This is a genomic window from Streptomyces exfoliatus, from assembly GCF_000725545.1.
GTDB lineage: Bacteria > Actinomycetota > Actinomycetes > Streptomycetales > Streptomycetaceae > Streptomyces > Streptomyces exfoliatus.
Genome location: NZ_JNZP01000003.1, coordinates 158,074 through 179,131 on the forward strand (window position 1 = coordinate 158,074; position 21,058 = coordinate 179,131).

Genomic DNA, 21,058 nt, shown 5'->3' on the forward strand with positions numbered 1-21,058 from the left:
CTCCGAGGGGGAACTCAGCGCGTCAGCGCCGGCTCCTTCTCGACCACCATCGCGTCGGCGTCGGCGTCGGGGTCGGCCTCGCCGCCGCCCTCCAGGTGCTGCTTCGGCTTCGCAGGCAGGGCGAACATCACCAGGAAGATCACCGCGAGCACGCCCGCCGCCCAGCCCAGGGAGTTCTGGAAGGCGTTCGTGAACGCCGGGCCCACCTCGGCCGGAGCCTTGGCGAGCCGCTCGTCGTCGATCGACCCGAAGAAGACGACCGACACCAGGCCGAGGCCGAGCGCGTTGCCCATCTGGCCCGTCGTGTTGATCAGGCCCGAGGCCGAACCCGCGTGCTCCTGCGGCACCTCCGAGAGCACCGCGTCCGTCAGCGGCGCCACGATCAGGCCCATGCCCAGGCCCATGACCACCAGCGGCGGAATCATCTGCCAGGACTCGATCCCCGTCCCGTACCGGCCCGCCTCGAAGAGGTAGAGCAGGACGCCCGCGATCATCGTCAGGGCGCCCGCCTGGAGCACCTTCCGGCCGAAGCGCGGCACCAGCTTCTGCACCGAGAGTCCGGCGGCCACCGACACCGCGATCGAGAACGGCACGCCGGTCAGACCCGCCCGCAGCGCGGTCCAGCCGATCCCGATCTGCATGTACATGGTCCACACCAGGAAGAAGATGCCGAGCACCACACCGAACGTCAGCTGCACCGCGATGCCCGCGGCGAAGCTCTTCACCCGGAACAGCGACAGCTCGACGAGCGGCGAGCCGTCCTTCTTCGTCTTGTACTTCTCGTACGCGACGAGGGCGCCGAAGACGAGCACGCTGCCGGCCATCATCAGGTGGCCCCACAGCGGCCAGTCCAGCTCGCGGCCGCGCGTCAGCGGGTAGATCAGCATCAGCAGCGCGCCCGTCACCAGGAGCACGCCGACCATGTCGAGGCGCAGCGCCTTCGGCGCCTTGGACTCGGTGATGAACTTCCGGCCGAGGAGCAGGCCCGCGATGCCGACCGGCAGGTTGATCAGGAAGATCGGCCGCCACTCCAGGCCCGCGATGTTCCACTGCGTGAGCAGCGCGCCGAGCAGCGGGCCCGAGACCGCGCCCAGACCGATGATCGCGCCGAACATCCCGAAGACCTTGCCGCGCTCGTGCGCCGGGAAGGTGACGTGGATGATCGAGAGGACCTGCGGCACCATCATCGCGGCCGCCGCGCCCTGCAGGAGGCGGGAGGCGACCAGCATCTCCGAGCTCACCGCGAAGCCGCAGAGCGCGGAGGCGAGGGTGAAGCCCGCCGTGCCGAGGAGGAAGAGCCGCTTGCGGCCGTAGATGTCACCGAGCCGGCCGCCGGTGATCAGGCCCGCCGCGAAGGCGAGCGCGTACCCGGCGGTGATCCACTGGATGGTCCCCAAGGAGGCGCCGAGGTCCCGCTCGATGCTGGGGATCGCGATGTTGACGATCGTCGCGTCGACCAGGTCCATGAAGGCCGCGGTCATGACGATGGCGAGGGCGATCCAACGCCTCTTGCCGCTCGTGTCCTGGGGGGCCGCGTCCGTGACGGCTTCGTGTGAACTCATACGAAGAAGATAGAAGTCATCTAGGCCAGTACATGTCCTAGATGAGCCGCATCCTGGAAGACATGACGGACACCCCGGCACGACTCCTGAATCTGCTCTCGCTCCTCCAGACCCCGCGCGAGTGGCCCGGAAGCGAGCTCGCCGAACGGCTCTCGGTCTCCCCGCGCACCATCAGGCGGGACATCGACCGGCTCCGCGATCTCGGCTACCCCGTCGAGGCGAGCCTCGGCGCGGTCGGCGGCTACCGGCTCGTCGCCGGCACGGCCATGCCGCCGCTCCTCCTCGACGACGAGGAGGCCGTCGCCATCGCGGTCGGCCTGCGGGCCGGAGCGGGGCACGCCATCGAGGGCGTCGACGAGGCGTCCGTACGGGCCCTGGCCAAGCTGGAACAGGTGCTGCCCGCGCGGCTGCGGCACCGGGTCTCCACCCTCCAGAACGCCACGATCCCGCTCACCCGGGGCGACGGGGCGACGGTCGCCCCCGCCACGCTGACCGCCCTCGCGGGCGCGGTCACGGGCCGGGAGAAACTGCGCTTCGGCTACCGCGCGGGCGACGGCGCCGAGACGAAACGCCTGGTCGAGCCCTACCGGCTGGTCTCCACCGGGCACCGGTGGTACCTCGTGGCGTACGACCTCGGCCGCGAGGACTGGCGTACGTTCCGGGTGGACCGGGTGAGCGATCCGCTCGCGACCGGCGCCCGCTTCACCCCGCGTGAGCTTCCGGCGGGCGACGCGGCCCAGCTCCTGGTGCGCTCCATGTCCCGCGCCCAGTCCGAACTCGACCTGGACGTCTCCTTCGAGGCCCCGGCCGACTTCGTCACCGCCCGCCTCCCGTCCCACCTGGTCCCCACGGAGACGGGCCCGACCAGCTGCCGCCTGCGCGCCCGCGCGACGGACTCCGTCGAGTGGCTGGCCCTCCGCCTGGCCCTGGTGGACGCCCCCTTCACGATCCACGGCCCCGAGCCGCTGATCCTGTACGTACGCGACCTGTCGGGAAGGCTGGCGACGGCGACGGCGGGCTGAGCAGGGGCGCGGCCCTGCGCCGAAGGGGCCTCGGGGACGGTGTCCCCGGGCCCCTTCGCCCGGCTGTCGGCTGCCGGCCGCCCTAGGCCGCCGCGTCGAAGCCCGTGTCGCGGGCCATCTTCTTGAGTTCGAGGAGCGCGTGCTTCTCGATCTGGCGAATCCGCTCCCGGGTGAGGCCGTGCTCCTTGCCCACCTCGGTGAGCGTCCGCTCGCGCCCGTCCTCGATCCCGTACCGCATGCGGATGATCGACGCGGTGCGGTGGTCGAGCTTGGCGATGAGGTCGTCGAGCTCCTCGCTGCGCAGCAGCGTGAGCACCGACTGCTCCGGCGAGATCGCCGACGTGTCCTCGAGGAGGTCGCCGAACTGGGTCTCGCCCTGGTCGTCCACCGACATGTTCAGCGAGACGGGGTCGCGCGCCCAGTCCAGGACGTCGACGACCCGCTCGGGCGTCGTGTCCAGCTCGGCGGCGATCTCCGCGGGCTCGGGCTCGCGCCCGTTCTCCCGGTTGAACTCCCGCTGCACCCGCCGGATCCGGCCCAGCTCCTCCACCAGGTGGACGGGCAGCCTGATCGTGCGGGACTGGTCCGCGATGGACCGGGTGATGGCCTGGCGGATCCACCACGTGGCGTACGTGGAGAACTTGAAGCCCTTCGCGTAGTCGAACTTCTCGACCGCGCGCACCAGGCCCGCGTTCCCTTCCTGGATCAGGTCGAGCAGCGGCAGCCCGCTGCGCGGATAGCGCCGGGCCACGGCCACCACGAGCCGCAGGTTGGACTTGATGAAGAGGTCCTTGGCACGCTCGCCCTCGGCGACCAGCGCTTCGAGCTCCTCACGGGACGCGCCGCCCGCCTCGCTCTCCACGACGGAGTCGAGTATCTGCTGGGCGTAGACGCCCGCCTCGATCGTCTGGGAGAGCTCGACCTCCTTGGCGGCGTCGAGCAGAGGCGTGCGCGCGATCTCGTCGAGGTACATGCCGACCAGGTCGCGGTCGGCGATCTCCCCGCCCACGGCGCGAACGCTGCTCGCCCGTGCGGCCCCGCTCTTGGCGGAGGTCTGACGACGGGCGACGGCACGGGTTGCCATGCGTGCTCCCTTGCTGAGTAGGTCGCGACACCCTTCCGGGTGCCCTGCATCCGACGGAAACAACGACTGGAATCAGGACAGAATTCCCACGCGGCACATGGATTTTCGCGATCATGCAGTATCCTGCGCGGCCGCCGCCCCCGCGGGCATGACTCCGGAACCCACGGAGGTGCAGGTCAGACCGGGCACGGGGGGTGATTCGGCGCCGCCCGCGGGGCGCCCGACCACACCGTCGGTGAGACCGCGATCACATGCGGCGCCGCCCTTTCAGACGCCCGGATGCCGTATGGGGTTGCCCCCGGGAAGGCGGATCCTCATCGACCTCTGGGCCTAGGACAGGTCCTAGGTCGCCGGACCGTTACGCCGGACCCCCTCCCCGCCCTAGCGTCCTCGGCATGAACGACGTGACCGGCACCCTCGACGAAGCCCTCGAACGTCTCCACACCACCGGCCCCGAGCGCGACGGCTGGCTCTCCAACCACGCCCCGATGGCCGTGGAGGCCCTGGTCCGCCACGGCCAGGCCCCGGTCGTGCACCGCTGGCTCGACCACTACGCCGACAGGCTGGAGGAGCCGCCGCCGCCGTCCCGCCCGATCACGGCGGACGACTGGCGCGAGGCCCTCGGGGACCCCGCACGGATCACCGACTGGACCCGCTACTTCGGGCGCGAGCTCGACGCGCGCCCCTGGCGGGAGGTGCTGGCCGCCTGGTGGCCCCGGCTGCTGCCCGGCATCGCGGGCGGGGCGACGCATCCGGTGATCCGTACGGGTCACGCCGTACGGACCCTCCTGGCGTCCGACGGTCAGGAGTCGGCCCCGCGCCGGGCCGAGCTGGCGCACGCGCTCGGCTACTGGGCGGCCCGCCACCAGGCGCTGCCCGCGCTCACCCCCCTCGCCGGGGCGCCGACGGCGGCGGCCGCGCTCGACGCCGTACCGCCGGTTCCGGAGCAGTCCGGCGGGATCCGGGCCCGGCTCGACCAGCTGACGGCGTTCCCGCGGTGGGGCGAGGCTCCGGACCCGGACACGGCGAAGGCGCGGCTCGTCGAGCTGGTCACGGCGGCGACACACCGCTACGCGACGCACGGCCACGGCGAGCCGATCATGCTGGTGCACGCGGCGACCGCGCCGAACGCCGTCCTGCGCACCCTGCCCGCGCTCCCGCGCGAGCTGTGGGCGCCGAGCCTGGCGGCGGCCTGGGCGGCGGCGGCCGCGGTGACCGCCGCGTACACCCCGAGGGAGGCGGCACCGGTTCCGTCCACGGCGCTCACCCCCCAGGAGGTCTTCGAGCGGGCGGCGGCGCACGGCGACGACCACACGATCAAGTTCACCGACACGGCGCTCGACGTGGCCGATCCGGTCGCGCTCACGGCCGCCGTCCGCTCGATCGAGCTGAACCCGCCCCTGCTCCCGTGATTACCCGAACTGCACGGACCGCTTCGCGAGCCCCATCCAGAACCCGTCGATCACCGACCGCTCCGCGTCGAGGTCACCGGCCGCGTCCGCCGCGCCCATGGTGACGAAGAGGGGCGCGAAGTGCTCCGTGCGCGGGTGGGCGAGGCGCCCGGCGGGCGACTTGTGCGCGAAGTCGAGGAGGGCGTCGACGTCGTGCGCGGCGAGGGCCTCGTGCCCCCAGGCGTCGAACTCGGCGGACCAGCCCGGCACACCGCCGCCGGTGTGGCGGAGGGCGGCGAGGTTGTGGGTGAAGAAGCCGCTGCCCACGATGAGGACGCCCTCGTCGCGCAGGGGGGCCAGCTTGCGCCCGATGTCCATGAGCCGGCGCGGGTCCAGGGTGGGCATGGAGATCTGGAGTACGGGGATGTCGGCGCCGGGGAACATCTCGACGAGCGGCACGTAGGCGCCGTGGTCGAGGCCCCGGTCGGGGATGTCCTGCACGGGCGTGCCGGGCGCGCGGAGCAGCTTGCGGACGGACTCGGCGAGCGCGGGGGCGCCGGGGGCCGCGTACCGCACGCGGTAGTAGTGCTCGGGGAAGCCCCAGAAGTCGTATACGAGGGGGACGGTCTCGGTGGCGCCGAGGGCGAGCGGGGCCTCTTCCCAGTGGGCGGAGACCATGAGGATCGCCTTGGGGCGCGGGAGGTCGGCGGACCAGGCGGCGAGTTCGCCGGGCCAGACGGGGTCGTCGGCGAGCGGCGGGGCACCGTGGGAGAGGTAGAGGGCGGGCATCCGTTCGAGCGTGGCGTCCATGGTGGCGACCTCCGGCAACCTCGTAGTCCTTGAAACTTCAAGCTCTACATGCAGAGTAAACGTACATAGTTCAACTTTCAAGAACGAGTCGTACGATGGGTCCCATGGGAGACATGACCGACCCGGCCACCGAACCGCGCTGGCTCACCGACGAGGAACAGCGCACCTGGCGCGCCTACCTGCACGCCACCACGCTCCTGGAGGATCACCTCGACCGCCAGTTGCAGCGCGACGCCGGGATGCCGCACATCTACTACGGACTGCTCGTCCAGCTCTCCCAGGCACCCCGCCGCCGACTCCGGATGACCGAGCTGGCCAAGGGCGCCAAGATCACCCGCTCCCGGCTCTCCCACGCGATCGCCCGCCTGGAGAAGAACGGCTGGGTGCGCCGCGAGAACTGCCCCTCCGACAAGCGCGGCCAGTTCGCCCTGCTCACGGACGAGGGCCTCGACGTGCTGCGCAGGACCGCGCCCGGCCATGTGGCGGCCGTACGCCAGGCGATGTTCGACCGCCTCTCCCCCGGACAGCTGACCCAGCTCGGCGAGATCATGCGCGTGATGGCCGAAGGCCTCGAACCGGCCGGCCCGGACGCGGACCTGCCCTGGCTCCGCTGAGCACACGGCTCGCGGGACCAGGGCAGGAAGCGCCGGAGGTGGTACGGGATCAGTGGACGACGACGGGCACCTTCAGCTCGTCGTCGGCACCCTCGCCGGACCCGGCGACGGCCCCCATGTCCGGCTTGCCGGTGTTGATGAGCGCGAAGGCGATCGCGGCCGAGACGACCAGGATGCCGACGGCCCACCAGATGGCCGCGGTGTAGCCCTCGACCATGCCCTGGAGCTGGAGCAGCTTCTGCGCGTCCGGGGTGGTCGCGCCGGCCGCGTTGTCGACCAGGTAGGCGGTGGTCGCCGAGGCGGCGATCGTGTTCAGCAGGGCCGTACCGATGGCGCCGCCGACCTGCTGCGAGGTGTTGACCATCGCGGAGGCCACACCGGCGTCCCGCGGGTCCACGCCGAGCGTCGCGAGCGACATGGCCGGCATGAACGCCGTACCCATGCCCAGGCCGAGCAGCAGCTGCGCGGGCAGGATCAGACCGGCGTACGAGGTGTCGATCTCCAGCTGGGTGAGGAGCAGCATGCCGAGGCCGGCGGTCAGGAAGCCGGGGGCCATGAGCAGCCGCGGCGGGACCCGGGTCATGAGCCGCGTACCGATCTGGGTCGAGCCGACGATCATGCCCACGATCATGGGCAGGAACGCGAAGCCCGTCATGACCGGCGAGTAGCCCTTCACGACCTGGAGGTAGTAGGTCAGGAAGAGGAAGAGGCCGAACATCGAGATGACCGCGAGACCCAGCGAGAGGTACACGCCGCCGCGGTTGCGGTCGGTCAGGACGCGCAGCGGCAGCAGCGGGGACTTGACCCGCGCCTCGGTGGCCACGAACCCGATGAGCAGCAGCGCGGAGCCGGCGAACAGGCTGATCGTGCCGGCGTCGCTCCAGCCCTCGGACTCGGCGCGGGTGAAGCCGTAGACGAGCGAGACCAGACCCAGGGTGGACAGGATCACGCCGGGGATGTCGAGCGTCGAGCGGTTGCGGCCGCCCGCCGGCTCACGGATGACGAGGTACGCGCCGACGGCGGCGACCACGGCGAACGGGATGTTGACGAAGAAGGTCCAGCGCCAGTTCAGGTACTCGGTGAGGAAACCGCCGAGGATCAGGCCCACGGCGCCGCCACCACCGGCGATGGCACCGTAGATGCCGAAGGCCTTGGCGCGCTCCTTGGCGTCGGTGAAGGTGACGGCGAGCAGCGAGAGCGCGGCGGGCGCGAGGAGCGCGCCGAAGGCGCCCTGGAGCGCGCGGGCACCGAGCATCATGGCCTCGCCGGTCGCGGCCCCGCCGAGGGCGGAGGCGGCGGCGAAGCCGATCAGGCCGACGACGAAGGTGCGCTTACGGCCCCACAGGTCGGCGATGCGTCCGCCGAAGAGGAGCAGACCGCCGAAGGCGAGGGCGTAGGCGGTGATGACCCACTGCCGGTTGCCGTCCGATATCCCGAGGTCCTGCTGGGCGGAGGGCAGCGCGATGTTCACGATCGTCGCGTCGAGCACGACCATCAGCTGGGCGAGGGCGATGAAGACGAGCGCTTTCCAGCGCCCCGGGTCGGCGTGGGTCACGGTGTGGTCGGGGACTTTCGGCATGGGGGTAGCCACCTCTTGGCGCGTACTGGTGAAAAAGGGATGGAAAGGCTTACGTAAAGGGGTGCGGGGCCCTGGTGTTCACGACGGGCAGGAGTCGCGCCTCAGGTCCTCCAGGGTCACGGCCGTCCCGGGCAGTTCGGAGCGCGCGGGCGCTTCGAGGCCGTCGAGGAACAGCTGCAGATGGCGGTGGACGAACTGGTCGAAGTGGGCGCCGGAGACCGTCCCCGGCAGCGGGCGGGTCAGCTGGGACACGGCGACCATCAGGTCCCCGACCCCGACGTCGAGGCGGAGCCGGCCGGCCCGCTGGGCGCGGCCGACGAGCGCCCGGACGACCTCCTCCAGGCGGTCGCGCTCGGCGATCAGGTCGGGGTGGTCCTTGTCGAAGGCGCCGTCGAGCATCGGGCACAGGGCGCCGATGCGCTCCTCGACGGCGGCGTGGGTGAAGCGGCGGAGGGCGGCGAAGGTGTCGTCCTCCTCCTCCGCGGCCCGTTCCGCGACCTCGGTGACGCGGGCCATGATCGAGAGGACGACCTCGCGGACGAGGTCGGGGCGCTCGGGGAAGTTCCGGTAGAGGGTGGCGTTCCCGACGCCGGCCCGGCGCGCGACCTCGTCGTACGGCACCTGGGGGCCGAACTCGACGAACATCTCGCGGGCCGCCGTCACGATCCGCTCGCGGTTGCGCAGGGCGTCGGCCCGCGGGCGGGGCACGCGACGGGCGGGTGCGGTGTCGGCACTGGTGGTCACGCCACGACCTCCTCGGTCGTCTCGGGTTCGGGATCCGGGGAGCGACTCCCCACTTCGTTCGACACAGTCCTAAACGGGGACCCAGTCCCCGGTTATTTCCCGCCTCCTTGTGACCTGGGACACAACCGCCGGCCCGTGCTCGGGATCCCACGATCGGGCCACCCGGCGCGCGCGTCCGAACCGCTCGTCACAGGCTGATCGCACAGCACGGCCCCCGGACCGGAACGGGGCCGTGCCGCCGACCTGCCCCCACCGGAGAGGCGCCCGTATGCAGCACCCCCGCCGACGGATACGCAGATCCGTCGCCCTGGCCGCGACCACGGCACTCTCCCTCACGCTGCTCGCCTCCGCGAGCAGCACCCTCCCCGGACCCGCCCCCGCCTCGGCCGGCCCCGTGGCCACCGCGCCCGGCGGCGCCCAGCTCGGCCCCTGCCGCATCGCCACCACGATGGGCGTGCAGATGTCGGAGGGGCTGCCCACCGCCCCCGGCTACGTGCGGTCCACCGGCCGGATCAAGGCCCTCAACCTGATGATCGACTTCCCGGACGCCGCCGGGGACGGCACGGCCATGGGCCGCTTCCGAGAGTTCTTCCCGCAGACCGCCGACTGGTTCCGCACCAGCTCGTACGGGCGGCTGCGCTACGAGGCCGAGGCCCCGGTGCCCGACTGGCTGCGGATGCCGAAGGCGTTCTCCGCGTACGGGATAGAACGCGGCTCACCGTACGAACCGGGCTACCGCTCCCTCGTCGAGGACATGGTGAAGGCGGCCGACCCGAAGGTGGACTTCAGCGCCTACGACCTGGTCAACGTCCTGGTCACGCCGAACGCCGGGCCCTCCGCCCTCGACACCGTCCTGTCCGTGACCTTCTCCGGCAACGACGACGCCCCCTACGCCGACGGCGTGCCGCTCGCCAACACGTCCTTCGTCTACAGCCGCCAGGACGACGGCTCCGGCAGCTTCGCGGAGACCGGCTACCGGGTGCTGCCGCACGAGAACGGGCACGTCTTCGGCCTGCCCGACCTGTACACCTCGGACGGCGGCGGCACCGTCGGGCACTGGGACATCATGTCCGAGGACTGGGGCGCCAACAACGACCTGCTCGCCTGGCACAAGTGGAAGCTCGGCTGGCTCGACAACGACCAGGTCGGCTGCGCGTCCGACCCCGGCACCGGCGACTGGACGCTCACCCCGCTGCCGATACCCGGCGGCCCGAAGCTCGCCTTCGTCCCGCTGTCCGACACCTCCGGGTACGCCGTCGAGGTCCGCAGCAAGGGCGGCAACGACGAGGCTGTCTGCGAGCAGGGCGTCCTGGTCTACCGGGTGGAGTCCGACGTGGACACCGGACACGGCCCGGTCACCGTCTCGGACAGCGAGCGCGCGAGCGGCGGCTGCACGCGCCGGGCCAACGTCCACGCGGAACTGTCGGACGCTCCCTACCGCCCCGGCGAGACGTTCACGGACCGCGCCAACGGCATCAAGATCCATGTGCTCGACGAGGACGCGAACGGCACCTACCGGGTCCGGATCACGCGCCCGTGAAGCCTTCCCTGAGCTCCCTCTTGAGGATCTTCCCGGTGGGGTTCCGGGGCAGCTCCTCCTCCCGTACGACGACCTGGGCGGGCACCTTGAAGGCGGCCAGGCGGCTACCCACGTGGGTGCGGAGCGCCTCGGTGTCGGAGCCGGCTCCCGGGCGCAGCCGTACGACGGCCACGACCTCCTCCCCCAGGAGGGGGTGCGGCACGCCGAGGACGGCGGCGTCGACGACGTCCGGGTGCTCGTGCAGAACGGCCTCGACCTCGACGCAGTACACGTTCTCGCCGCCGCGGATCACCATGTCGGTGAGCCGGTCGACGACGCTGACCCGGCCTTCGGCGTCGACGCGGGCGAGGTCCCCGGTCCTGAACCAGCCGTCGTCGGTGAAGGCGGCGCGGGTGGCGGCCTCGTTCCCCCAGTACCCGCGGATCAGCGCCTGCCCTCGCAGCCACAGCTCCCCGACGCCCTCGGCGTCGGGCCGGTCGATGCGCACCTCGGTGGTGGGCGAGGGACGCCCGACGCTCCCCGGGTGGGCGCGGTACTCGGCGCCGGCGTTCGAGAGGACCCCGCCGCAGGTCTCGGTGAGCCCGTAGCCGTTGCGGGGCTCGATCCGCTTCCCGTACCCCTCGGTGATCCCGGCGACGATCCCGGGCGGCGCGGCGGCGCCACCGGTGCTGAGGAGAGTGAGGCTCTCCAGCGGGTCACCGGCGCCGCGGGCGGCTTCCAGGAGCTGGAGGGCGGTGGTGGGCACACCGGCGTAGTGCGTGACGCCGTGCTTCCGGATCAGCTCCAGGGCCAGCGGGGCGTCCCACTTCCGCATCATCACCAGCGTCCCGCCGGCGGCCATCACCCCGTAGAAGGAGGTGAAGGCGGCGACGTGGAAGAAGGGGAACGTGGTCAGCGAGACGGGCGCGGGCCCGGCCCCGGGCACGTCCCCCCGGGCGAGGGCCGCGGCGGCGGCGAAGTACCGGGGGTTCATGGCGGCCCCGACCTGCGCGAGGTGCGTGGCGACGGCGCCCTTGGGGCGGCCGGTGGTGCCGGAGGTGTAGATGATGGTGGCGTCGTGCTCGGGGAGGACGTCGACGAGGGGCGGCCCGAGAAGCGGATCGGTGTCGGGTACGTAGGCGCTGAACCCTGCTTCGGCCTCTCCCTGGAAGACGATCCCGGGCACGCCGTTCCGGGAGGCCCACTCCCGCACCCGCCCGACCCGCTCCCCGTCCACGAGCAGCACGCCCGGCGCACAGTCGTCGAGCGCGTACGTGAACTCGTCCTCGGCCCACCAGGCGTTGAGGGGCACGGCGACGAGCCCGGCCAGCTGGGCGGCCCAGAAGGCGACCTGCCACTCGGGCAGGTTCCGCATGGCGACGACGGCCCGGTCGCCGGGCCGCAGCCCGTACTCCCCGGTGAACCGCCGGGCGAGCCCGCAGGCGGCGTCGAAGAACTCCCGGTAGGTCATCGCCCCGTCCTCGGACACCAGGAACACCCGGTCGCCATAGGCCCAGGTCACCTCGACGAACTCCCGAAGGGTCCGCGGCCCGCCGACGTACACCCCGCCCTCGACGGCGAAGGGCGCCCCGCCGGCCGTCAGCCGCTCGTCTCCACCGGACACCACCACGAGGACCCCCTGAACACTCGGCCGCACAGCGCCGCGACGCTATGCGCCTCCCTCTGCCAGGTCAACTCCCACCGGATCACTCCCGGCAGCCACTCGGAGGTCAGGGGAGTTCGGTGAAGGTCTCCACGGCGCCGGTCTTGCCCGTGACGACGATGATGTCGCCGGGTTCGACGACCGTGTCGGCGGTGGCGTACGTGAAGTCCTCACCGGGGCGCTTGATGCCGACGACGGTGACGCCGTACTCGCTGCGCACCCTGGACAGGCCCAGGGGCCGGCCGGTGGCGACCCTGGGGGCGACCGTCTTGACGAGGGCGTAGTCGTCGTCGAACTGGATGAAGTCGAGCATGCGGCCGGTGACGAGGTGGGCGACGCGTTCGCCCATCTCGTGCTCGGGAAGCACGACGTGCGGCACCCCGAGGCGTTCGAGGATCTTGCCGTGCTGGCGGCTGATGGCCTTGGCCCAGATGTTGGGCACGCCCGCTTCGAGCAGGTTGGAGCTGACGAGGATGCTCGACTCGATGTCGCTGCCGATGCCGACGACGGCGCTGGAGAACTCGTGGACGCCGAGCTGGTTCAGGACGTCGGGGTCGGTGGAGTCCGCGACGACCGCGTGGGTGAGGCCGTCGCTGTACTTCTGGACCAGGCGGGCGTCGGTGTCGATTCCCAGGACGTCCCAGCCCCGGCGCATCAGCTCGTTCGCCAGCGAGCTGCCGAAGCGCCCGAGACCGATGACGGCGACGCGCTGGTCCGCGGCGGGCCGGCGGTGTTCGCCGAGCCGCTTGGCGTGCCGCTTGCGCAGGTTGTGGAGGTAGTCAGCCAATGACGGGTCGCTCCTCGGGCAGTTCGTACCGTCGTGTGCGTTCGCGCAGGGCGAGCGCGGAGACCAGGGTGATGGGGCCGATGCGTCCGATGAACATCAGGCCGACGAGGATGAGCTGCCCGACCGCGGGCAGGTCCGCGGTGAGGCCGGTGGACAGGCCGACGGTCGCGAACGCGGACACGGCCTCGAACAGGACCTCCTCGAAGGGCGCCTTGCTCACCGAGAGCAGCGCGAGCGTGGCGGCCATGACGAGACCCACGCCGAGGAGCGCCACCGTCAGGGCCTGGCGCAGGACGTGCGGGGCGAGGCGACGACCGAGGACGACGGAGTTCGGCTCGCCGCGCACCTCGGCGAGGATCGCCGCTGCCAGGACGGCGAAGGTGGTGACCTTGATGCCGCCCGCGGTGCCCGCGCTGCCGCCGCCGATGAACATCAGCATGCACGTCATCAGGAGGGTCGAGGCCTGCAGGGCGCCGACGTCGAGGGAGTTGAAGCCGGCCGTGCGGCTCATGGAGGAGTGGAAGAAGCTGTTGAGGAGCTTGGCCCCCACGTCGAAGGAGCCGAGCGTGTGCGGGTTGGTCCACTCCATGAGGCCCGTGAGCACCGTGCCGACCAGCAGCAGCACCACGCTGGTGATGACCGTGAGCTTGGTGTGCAGGGTCCAGTTCTTCCGGCCGGTGGTCCGCGCCCGGTTGCGGTGGCGCAGCATCTCCAGGAGGACGGGGAAGCCGATGCCGCCGAGGATGACGGCGAAGGCGATCGGCAGGGTGACCCACGGGTCCCGGGCGTAGCGGGTGAGGTTGTCCGCGTGGAGGCCGAAGCCGGCGTTGTTGAACGCGGACACGGAGTGGAAGAAACCGAGGTAGGCGGCTTCACCGATCCCGTTTCCGTAGCCGAAGCGGAACCTCAGCGCCAGGAAGGCGCCCACGGCCAGTTCGATCATCAGGGTGGTGCCGGCGACGCCGATCAGGACACGGCGTACGTCCCCGATGCCCAGGCTCTTCGTCTCGGCCTGCGCCGTCAGCTGCATCCGCAGCCGCAGCCGGCCGGAGACCAGCAGGGCGAGGAGGGAGGCCATCGCCATGATGCCGAAGCCGCCGACCTGGATCAGCGCCAGGATGACGCCCTCGCCGAAGCCGCTCCAGTACGTCCCCGTGTCCACGACCGCGAGGCCCGTCACGCAGACGGCGGAGGTCGAGGTGAACAGCGCGGTCAGGACGCCGGTGCCGCCGCCGTCCTCGGCCGCGGCGGGCAGCATAAGCAGGACCGTGCCGACCGTCACGGCGGCCGCGAAGGCGAGGACGACGGTACGGGCGGGATGCGCGGTGAAGAACGAGCGCGCTCGGAGCGGCGCGACGGTGACCACGGTTCCGGCGGCTCCTTTCCGGAGAACGGCCGTCACCCTACCCGCGCCCGTGGCGCCGACACGGGAGGCCGCGTGCGATGCGGGGGCCGTGCCGTCGCCGGGTCCGCCGACGCCCCCGACCCGACGCCCCCGACCCGGCGCGGCCGCCCGTGCCGGCCGGCGACGGGGCCATCGGGGTCACCGGCTGGAGGGCACCTCGCCAGGCCGGATCAGCGAGCACCGTGGGCGCGGTCCGTGACCGCTTCCACGGTTACCAACACCGCCGACGACCAAGGTGGCACACAGGCCGCTGAGTTCGCCGAGTGCGGCGAGGTGTGGTCCGTACCGCCCACGACGTGGGCGGGCCTGCCGGCGTGCGCGCCGTCGACCGCTACCAGTTGAAGCGGGAGCCTCGGCAGCACAGCGGCGGCTGGAATACCGTCCATGCACGGCGCCGGCGTTTGCCGGCGGACGGCGCCTGGGACGCAGGTTCAGCACGTGGTGGGCGGCGGCCTGTGAGCCCTAGAACCGTCGACCGTTCGGAACGTGACGTACTAGCGAAAAAGCCGGGCTCGGATGTCAGGTGCCTGCCGTAGTGTGCGGCCCTTCTGTCCAAAGGGAATGAGGCACCATGCACGCTACGCGACGTGTTCTCGCGCACTTGGCGGCTCCGGCCGCGGCAGCTCTCCTCGCGACGCTCGGCGCCGCCCCCACGGCGTCGGCGACGCCGTCTCAGGCGGCGTCCGAGGTCTGTGACTACATCTGCGTCGACGGGGTCCGCGCCGCCACACACACCGGCTACGACCGTGTGGTGTTCGACCTGGGAGAGGGCCCCCTGCCCACCGTCGAGGCCACCCACTCCACGTCCAGTGGCTACGACACCCCGGGCGGCGAGCCGAAGAATCTGGTCACCCCCGGTTCCTCGTACCTGTTCCTGAGCCTCAAGGGCGCCGGCGACGGGGACTTCACGACGACGAACCCCAGGGTGGAGTCCTTCAACCTGCCCACGGTCAAGGCGAGCCAGTTCCTGTTCGACACCGACGCCATCCTCGGGTTCTCGCCCGCGATCGACTTCGGCATCACCCTCGACGGTTCCGTCTCCCGCTACAACGTCTTCACGCTGACCCAGCCGAACCGGGTCGTCGTCGACATCTACCGGTAGCGCCGGCCCTTTCACCCCGCGCACGAGCAGGCTCTGAATTCGTACGCAATAGGTCGAATCGCACCTGAATGGCAGATATCCCAACGAGAAGGAGCCAGTCACTCATGAGTTCCATACGCCGCAGGTTCGCCCGAATCGCCGGCCCCCTCGCCGCTGCCGCTCTGGTCTCGACGCTTGCGTCGCCGGCCGCTTCCGCCGCGACCTCTGTCGAGACCGTCAACTGCTACGACATGAGTGGTTGTGTGACGGGGATCCGTGCTGCGACGCACACCGGTTACGACCGCCTCGTGTTCGACCTCACGTCCAGCACCCAGGTGTTCCACACGGAGACGAACACGACGGGCGCGTACTCCGGGCCGAGTGGCCTCACGGAGTACCTGACAGTCAAGGGCACGTCCTACCTGTTCATCATGCTGGAGCCCTCCTATCCGGCCTCCGGCGCAATCCTGACCAAGTCCCTGGCTCTCCCCACGATCAAGGGCGTACAGCCCACGTACTACCACGCGGCGCGAACGGGGTTCGGCATCTCGCTCGGCCCGTCCACCCGCTACAACGTCTTCACGCTGACCGCACCCGACCGCGTCGTCGTCGACGTCTACCGGTAGACGCTGCGCCAGTTCGCCAACGTGGCCGCTACCGAGAGGTGCGGCCGGGGACGAGCAGTGATCCTGCGCCGGGCAGCCCCGCTCCCGGAACGGAACGGAACGGTCAAGACGACCACTGCTGGAGCGGCGTCCTGCACACACTCTTTTGGGAGCGCCCTGGAGAAACTGCAGGTCATCGACCCATCTGGTCGGCCACGCCGCTCAGCAGCCGCTATCCAAGACCCCTCGGGGACGCCCATCCGCTACCCTGTTCCCTGGTCGGCCGTTGGCGCGGCTCTTGTCAGGCAGCAATGCTGCTCAGCAGGATCCACACCGCGTCTGACCAGCGGGCTTGGCTTCCTTGCCGAAGATCCAGTTGCTGGGTTTTCTCCAGGGTTTTCTCCAAGCCCACGCCTTCGTAGCTCAGGGGATAGAGCACCGCTCTCCTAAAGCGGGTGTCGCAGGTTCGAATCCTGCCGGGGGCACAAGGGAAGAGGACCCCTACCGATCTCGGTAGGGGTCCTTCGACGTCCACGGCTCCTCAGCGGCAACCGACGGCGGTCAGCGGAGTTCTTCCGGGCAGGCTGTGCCTCGGGAGAGTTTGTACGGGGCCGCCAGGCGATAGACGCCGGGTTTCGGGGCGAGGAGTTCCGTCCACTCGTCGCCCTCCGCGTCCGCCTCCGCCTTGAACAGGCAGCCCTCCTCGTTGGCGAAGACCTTCGGGAGTTCCGTCTCCGACTCCTCGCGCGCCAGCTTCGACGCCTCCGTCTCCTCCGGCGGTTCGATCTTGCCGCCGTTCTCGTCGACGAGGGCCAGCCACGGCGAGTACGGGACGCGGATCAGGACCCGGCCCGGCTGGTCGACCTCGATCACGACCTCGTTCTCCTCCGCGCTCCGCACCTTCGCCGGCGGGTCCGCGAGGGGGGTCGGGTTCTCGACCGCGTACAGGCGCCAGTTCTCGTCCGACCAGACCTGCTTCAGGTACGGCAGGCCCTCGGCGATCAGTTCCGCCTCCTGCTCGGCGCCCGAGTCGGGGGCGCCGGTGGGCAGGACCACGTAGTGGACGGCCCAGCGGTCCAACCACTCCTCGTAGTTCACGGCGTTCAGCGTGTCGTCGTAGAAGAGCGGGTTCCGCTCCATGTCCGCCTGCCGGTTCCAGCCCCGCGCCAGGTTGATGTACGGGCTGAGCGCCGATGACTCGCGGTGGCTCGACGCCGGTACGACCTCGACCCGCGCCTTGCCCGCGTCCCGTACCTGGAGCTGGTTGATGAGCGGCGCGAGCTCCCGCGCCCAGGAGGCGTCCGGGGCGGTGCGGATCACGTCGTCGACGCCCTTGAAGCCGATCCAGAAGTTCAGCCCGGCGAAGGCGAGCAGCAGCGCGTACCAGCGGCGTGACCGCGGTGCCGTGTACGGCAGCGCGGCGAGCAGCACGACGCCCGCGAACAGCATCGGGAGCCGCGAGATGTTCGAGCCGATCTGCGAGTCGATCAGCCACGTCAGGAGCGTCCCGATCGTGTACACCGCCGCCGCCGTGCGGACCGTGCGCCAGTCCTTCGGCACGAGCAGGAAGACCAGCGCCCCGAAGGCCAGCGGCAGCGCGGTCGAGCCGAAGGCCATCGGCTGCGTGCCGGAGAACGGGAAGAGCCAGGACGACAGGGCGACCACGGCCACCGGGGCGAGACCCAGGGCGTACGCGCCGGGGCGCCGCTTGTTGAGGAAGAGCGCCGCCGCCCCCACCCCGAGGAACAGGCCCGCGACCGGGCTGCACGCCGTCGCCAGGCCGGCGAGCGGCGCCGCCACCACGGCCTTCGCCCAGCGTTTGCGGCGCCAGCGGTGGGGCCAGCAGAACACGGCGGCCACCGCGCCGAGCGCGAACATCATGCCGAGGCCGAACGTCACCCGCCCCGACAGCGCGTTGCACAGGAAGGCGAAGACGCCGGCGATCGAGCAGGCCAGCGGATTGCGGACGGCCGGCACCCGCACCAGGATCAGCGCGGTCAGCGCGGCCGACAGCGTCCCCGCGACCATCATCGTGCTGCGCACGCCGAGCAGCGACATCAGGTACGGCGACACGACGCTGTACGAGACCGGGTGCATCCCGCCGTACCAGGCCAGGTTGTACGCGGAGTCGGGGTGCCGGCCGACGAACTCCGCCCACGCGTCCTGCGCGGCCAGGTCCCCGCCGCTGTTCGCGAAGAAGAAGAACCAGAGGACGTGGGTGACGGCCGCGAGACCGGTGGCCGCCATGACCGTGTAGCGACGCTTCCGCCGGGGGGCGGCCGGGACCGCCGACGGCGCCGGAGCCGGGTCGGGGTCGGGCGCGGGGGCGGGACGCTGTGCCGGGAGCACTATTCGCAGACGGGAAGACGGGCCGGCATCGGCGTCGGCATCCGCATCGGGATCCGCGTCGGCATCGGACCCGGATTCGGACTCGGAATTTGATCTTGAGGCAGATCCTGAACCTGTGTCGGAATCGCAGTCACGGGCCGCGTCATGGTCGGATCCCGGATTCGGCACCGAACCCGGTCCCTGACCGGACCCGGCGCGGGCCTGTCTCTTCGGCTCCGCGCGGTCGGCGGCGCTCGTCGGCTCGACGGTGGTCACTGCGGCCCTTTCCCGTGCTGCCCGTCTCTCTTCTCACGTGGTCACGCGCGTTTCCTCGTCCCCCGAAGACGCTAACAGCCGGGCGCCCCGGAGAACCGGGGCGCCCGGCCAAGCGGGTGGCTTCTCAGCCCACGCGCGTCAGCTTCTTGTCGAAGCCGGGCTCCACGAGGTCCCTCTGGAGGGCGACCGGGGAGCTGACCTTGCCGGCGCCGGTGCCGATCGACACCTGGCCGATGACGTCGCCCGCCGTGCCGACGTGCGGCAGGAGCTTGCCGCCGTCGGTGAGCTCCAGCTTCACCTCGAGGCCCGGCCAGCCGATCGCCTTGAGCTCCTTGGTGGCCACGACCGGGGTCCGGCCGCCGAGACCGTCGTCGATGTGGCCGAGGACCTGGCCCTTGCGGACCACGACGGCCGAGGTGACGTCCTTCTGGGCCTGCTGGATCACCTTGAGGCTGTTGTCGATGGCGAGCTGGAGCTTCTTGCCCAGGTCCGCCGCGTCCTTCGCCCCCATGACGATGCCGAGGATGCGGCGGTTCTGGCCGTCGACGATCGTGTTCGCCGACCAGAGCAGGTTGCCGCCCGCCGGCGTGGAGGAGCCGGTCTTGATGCCGCTCACACCCGGCTGGAGCAGGATGTTGTTGTTGTTCTCGATCCGGCGGGGCAGACCCTCGATCGTCGCGTTCGGCGAGTTCACGATCTCCCGGAACACGTCGTACTGCATGACCGCCTTCGCCAGCTTCAGCTGGTCCTGCGGCGTCGACACGGTGCTGTCGAGCAGCCCCGACGGGTCGGTGTACGTGGACTGGGTCATGCCCAGGTCCTTCGCGGCGGCGTTCATCTTGTCGACGAACGCGGCCTCCGAACCGGCGTCCCAGCGCGCGAGCAGCCGCGCCACGTTGTTGGCGGAGGGGATCATGAGGAGCTGGAGCAGCTCCTTCTGCGTGTACGTCTGACCCGCCTGGACCGGCGCCGTCGACTCGTGCTCGGCCTTGCCCTGATCCTCGGCCTTCTGGTCGATCTCGATCTCGGGGCCCTTCTGGCTCCCCTTGATCGGGTGGTCGCGCAGGATCACGTACGCCGTCATCGTCTTCGTGACGCTCGCGATCGGGGCCGGCTTCTGCGCCCCGTACGTACCCATGGAACCGACGCCCTCGACCTCGACGGCGCCCTGCCCCTCGGTCGGGAACGGCAGCTTCAGCTCGCCGCCCTCGAAGGTGAAGGTCGGCGCGGCGGAGAGCGTGAGGACGGGCGCGGGCAGCGGTCGCACCATCTGCACGATCGCAAAGACGATCAGTACGAGCAGCACCAGCGGGGTCCAGATCCGCACCCGGCGCATCGTCGTCCGCAGCGGGGTCGGGGGCGGCGGCGGAGTGTTCGTCAGCTCGGCGAGCAGGTCGAGCGGGGGCAGCGGCGGCAACGGCTGCTGCCGCGTCCGCTCCGCCTCCACGTAAGCGGGCGCCGGCGCGGGCGGTACGGGAGCGGCGGCGGCCGGTCCCGACGCGGCGGGCCTGGCGGCCTCCGGCGCGGGCCTGGACGCGGACGTGGACGCGGGCGTGGGCGCGGGCGCCTTGGGGGTCTGGGCGGCCTCCCGTGCCCTCTCGGCCTTCTGCTCGGCCGGGATGTCCGCACGCAGCGGTACGAAGGTGCTGGTGCGCTCGCTGTCGGAGTCCGCGACGAGGCCCGGCGGGAGCTTCAGCGCGGTCGTGGGCTGGTCCACGGGGGGCGCCACGGGCAGGCGGACCGCCTTGAACATGGTCGTCGGCTGGTCGACCGGCTCAGGTTCGGGTTCCGGCTCCGGGTCCTCGGCGTCGTCGCCCTCGTCCGGGGAGTCGGTGGGCGCGGAGTCGGCGGGCTCCGCCGCCTTTCGCGCGGCGAACCAGGAGTCGACAGGAGCCTTCGCCTCGCCCGCCTCGTCGCCCGCCTCGTCGCCCGCCTCGTCGTCCGCCTCGTCGTCCGCCTCGTCGTCCGCCTCGTCGTCCGCCTCCGCCTCCGACTCGGACTCGGACTCGGACTCGGACTCGGACTCGGGCTCGGGCTCGGACTCGGCGGCCGCGGACTCGGCGTCCTCCGGCTCGTCCCCGGGTTCGTCCGACTCGGCCCTGACGGCCTCCTCGGGCTCCTCGGGCTCGTCGGCCCCCTCGGGCTCGTCCGCGGTCGCCACCCACGCCGCCACAGCCGCCTTCAGGCGCGCGCTCTCCGGCTCCTGGGCCGCCGACTCGGACGCCGGCTCCGTCGCGGGCTCTGACGCGACCTCAGGGCCCGCCGCAGCCCCAGCCCCGGCCTCGGTCGCGGCTTCGGTCTCCTCCGAGTCCTCCGACTCCTCCGGCTCCGGCGTGGCCGCCGGCTTGGCCGTCGGCGCGTCGTCCTCCGGGGTCCGCGGCGCCAGGGTCTTGAAGACGGCCGTCGGCTGGTCGACCTGAACCGACGAGGACGACGGAGCGTCTGACTCACGGAGCACGGAAATCCGGGGATCCCGGCTTCCGCCGCCCGAGGGCTTCGTCTCCTGAGACGACCCCTGCTGCTCCGCCCTGTCGGGGGACTCGCCCGCCACCGTGCCTCCTCCATGGTCATGCGTACGTACGGACCTG

The 21,058-nt window shown here is 71.4% G+C and carries 17 protein-coding genes and 1 tRNA gene; 7 read left to right on the top strand and 11 right to left on the bottom strand.

Going from position 1 to position 21,058, the window contains the following annotated elements; genetic code table 11:
- Nucleotides 1–14 precede the first annotated feature (14 nt).
- The gene (locus tag IO20_RS0105660; RefSeq protein ID WP_030546642.1) at nucleotides 15–1,562 is read right to left on the bottom strand and encodes an MFS transporter; all 1,548 of its coding nucleotides are present in this window, start codon (nucleotides 1,560–1,562) and stop codon (nucleotides 15–17) included.
- Between the two features lie 62 nt (nucleotides 1,563–1,624).
- Between IO20_RS0105660 and IO20_RS0105665 the strand changes: the two genes are divergently transcribed.
- Nucleotides 1,625–2,584 (top strand): helix-turn-helix transcriptional regulator, encoded by a 960-nt coding sequence (locus IO20_RS0105665; RefSeq protein ID WP_030546644.1) that lies wholly within the window; start codon nucleotides 1,625–1,627, stop codon nucleotides 2,582–2,584.
- A gap of 82 nt (nucleotides 2,585–2,666) precedes the next feature.
- On the opposite strand, the gene IO20_RS0105670 is transcribed toward IO20_RS0105665, so the two are convergent.
- Complete coding sequence (locus IO20_RS0105670) at nucleotides 2,667–3,668, bottom strand: sigma-70 family RNA polymerase sigma factor (RefSeq protein WP_030546646.1); 1,002 nt, start codon at nucleotides 3,666–3,668, stop codon at nucleotides 2,667–2,669.
- Between the two features lie 395 nt (nucleotides 3,669–4,063).
- Between IO20_RS0105670 and IO20_RS0105675 the strand changes: the two genes are divergently transcribed.
- Nucleotides 4,064–5,080, top strand: coding sequence for a questin oxidase family protein (locus IO20_RS0105675; RefSeq protein ID WP_030546648.1), 1,017 nt, complete (start codon nucleotides 4,064–4,066; stop codon nucleotides 5,078–5,080).
- On the opposite strand, the gene IO20_RS0105680 is transcribed toward IO20_RS0105675, so the two are convergent.
- The gene (locus tag IO20_RS0105680; protein ID WP_030546651.1) at nucleotides 5,081–5,869 is read right to left on the bottom strand and encodes a dioxygenase family protein; all 789 of its coding nucleotides are present in this window, start codon (nucleotides 5,867–5,869) and stop codon (nucleotides 5,081–5,083) included.
- 104 nt (nucleotides 5,870–5,973) lie between these two features.
- Between IO20_RS0105680 and IO20_RS0105685 the strand changes: the two genes are divergently transcribed.
- Nucleotides 5,974–6,483 carry a MarR family winged helix-turn-helix transcriptional regulator gene (locus IO20_RS0105685; protein WP_030546653.1) on the top strand — a complete coding sequence of 170 codons (510 nt, stop codon included), beginning with the start codon at nucleotides 5,974–5,976 and terminating at the stop codon, nucleotides 6,481–6,483.
- A gap of 49 nt (nucleotides 6,484–6,532) precedes the next feature.
- On the opposite strand, the gene IO20_RS0105690 is transcribed toward IO20_RS0105685, so the two are convergent.
- Together IO20_RS0105690 and IO20_RS0105695 are read right to left on the bottom strand one after the other, a co-directional pair.
- The gene (locus IO20_RS0105690) at nucleotides 6,533–8,062 is read right to left on the bottom strand and encodes an MFS transporter (RefSeq protein ID WP_030546655.1); all 1,530 of its coding nucleotides are present in this window, start codon (nucleotides 8,060–8,062) and stop codon (nucleotides 6,533–6,535) included.
- Between the two features lie 78 nt (nucleotides 8,063–8,140).
- Nucleotides 8,141–8,806: a TetR/AcrR family transcriptional regulator gene (locus IO20_RS0105695; RefSeq protein ID WP_030546657.1), complete on the bottom strand. Its 666-nt coding sequence runs from the start codon at nucleotides 8,804–8,806 to the stop codon at nucleotides 8,141–8,143.
- Between the two features lie 268 nt (nucleotides 8,807–9,074).
- Between IO20_RS0105695 and IO20_RS0105700 the strand changes: the two genes are divergently transcribed.
- Nucleotides 9,075–10,346: a M6 family metalloprotease domain-containing protein gene (locus IO20_RS0105700; protein ID WP_030546659.1), complete on the top strand. Its 1,272-nt coding sequence runs from the start codon at nucleotides 9,075–9,077 to the stop codon at nucleotides 10,344–10,346.
- Here the strand turns inward: IO20_RS0105700 and IO20_RS0105705 are convergent.
- The 3 genes from IO20_RS0105705 to IO20_RS0105715 all read right to left on the bottom strand — a co-directional run bounded on the left by IO20_RS0105705 (nucleotide 10,333) and on the right by IO20_RS0105715 (nucleotide 14,141).
- Nucleotides 10,333–11,955: a class I adenylate-forming enzyme family protein gene (locus IO20_RS0105705; protein ID WP_425423698.1), complete on the bottom strand. Its 1,623-nt coding sequence runs from the start codon at nucleotides 11,953–11,955 to the stop codon at nucleotides 10,333–10,335. The genes IO20_RS0105700 and IO20_RS0105705 overlap by 14 nt on opposite strands.
- A 100-nt stretch (nucleotides 11,956–12,055) precedes the next feature.
- On the bottom strand, nucleotides 12,056–12,775 hold the full coding sequence (locus IO20_RS0105710; protein WP_030546663.1) for a potassium channel family protein: 720 nt from the start codon (nucleotides 12,773–12,775) through the stop codon (nucleotides 12,056–12,058).
- Nucleotides 12,768–14,141, bottom strand: a complete 1,374-nt coding sequence (locus tag IO20_RS0105715) for a TrkH family potassium uptake protein (RefSeq protein WP_030546665.1) — start codon at nucleotides 14,139–14,141, stop codon at nucleotides 12,768–12,770. The genes IO20_RS0105710 and IO20_RS0105715 overlap by 8 nt, the downstream gene beginning before the upstream one ends.
- Before the next feature lie 610 nt (nucleotides 14,142–14,751).
- Here IO20_RS0105715 and IO20_RS0105720 point away from each other — a divergent pair.
- Nucleotides 14,752–15,282, top strand: a complete 531-nt coding sequence (locus IO20_RS0105720) for an AMIN-like domain-containing (lipo)protein (RefSeq protein WP_157850727.1) — start codon at nucleotides 14,752–14,754, stop codon at nucleotides 15,280–15,282.
- Between the two features lie 104 nt (nucleotides 15,283–15,386).
- The gene (locus IO20_RS0105725; RefSeq protein ID WP_157850728.1) at nucleotides 15,387–15,887 is read left to right on the top strand and encodes an AMIN-like domain-containing (lipo)protein; all 501 of its coding nucleotides are present in this window, start codon (nucleotides 15,387–15,389) and stop codon (nucleotides 15,885–15,887) included.
- A gap of 280 nt (nucleotides 15,888–16,167) precedes the next feature.
- Here the strand turns inward: IO20_RS0105725 and IO20_RS40215 are convergent, their stop codons facing one another.
- Entirely contained in the window at nucleotides 16,168–16,305 is a 138-nt protein-coding gene (locus IO20_RS40215) for a hypothetical protein (RefSeq protein ID WP_157850730.1), read from the bottom strand.
- On the opposite strand from IO20_RS40215, the gene IO20_RS0105730 reads away from it, so the two are divergent.
- Nucleotides 16,279–16,351, top strand: a tRNA-Arg gene (locus IO20_RS0105730). The two genes, IO20_RS40215 and IO20_RS0105730, sit on opposite strands and share 27 nt — an antisense overlap.
- Before the next feature lie 76 nt (nucleotides 16,352–16,427).
- On the opposite strand, the gene IO20_RS0105735 is transcribed toward IO20_RS0105730, so the two are convergent.
- Together IO20_RS0105735 and IO20_RS0105740 are read right to left on the bottom strand one after the other, a co-directional pair.
- A complete protein-coding gene (locus tag IO20_RS0105735; RefSeq protein ID WP_030546671.1) occupies nucleotides 16,428–18,113 on the bottom strand; it encodes a DUF2339 domain-containing protein in 1,686 nt (561 codons plus the stop codon).
- Nucleotides 18,114–18,594: 481 nt separating this feature from the next.
- Nucleotides 18,595–21,021 (bottom strand): D-alanyl-D-alanine carboxypeptidase family protein, encoded by a 2,427-nt coding sequence (locus IO20_RS0105740; protein WP_031126931.1) that lies wholly within the window; start codon nucleotides 21,019–21,021, stop codon nucleotides 18,595–18,597.
- Between the last annotated feature and the right edge of the window lie 37 nt (nucleotides 21,022–21,058).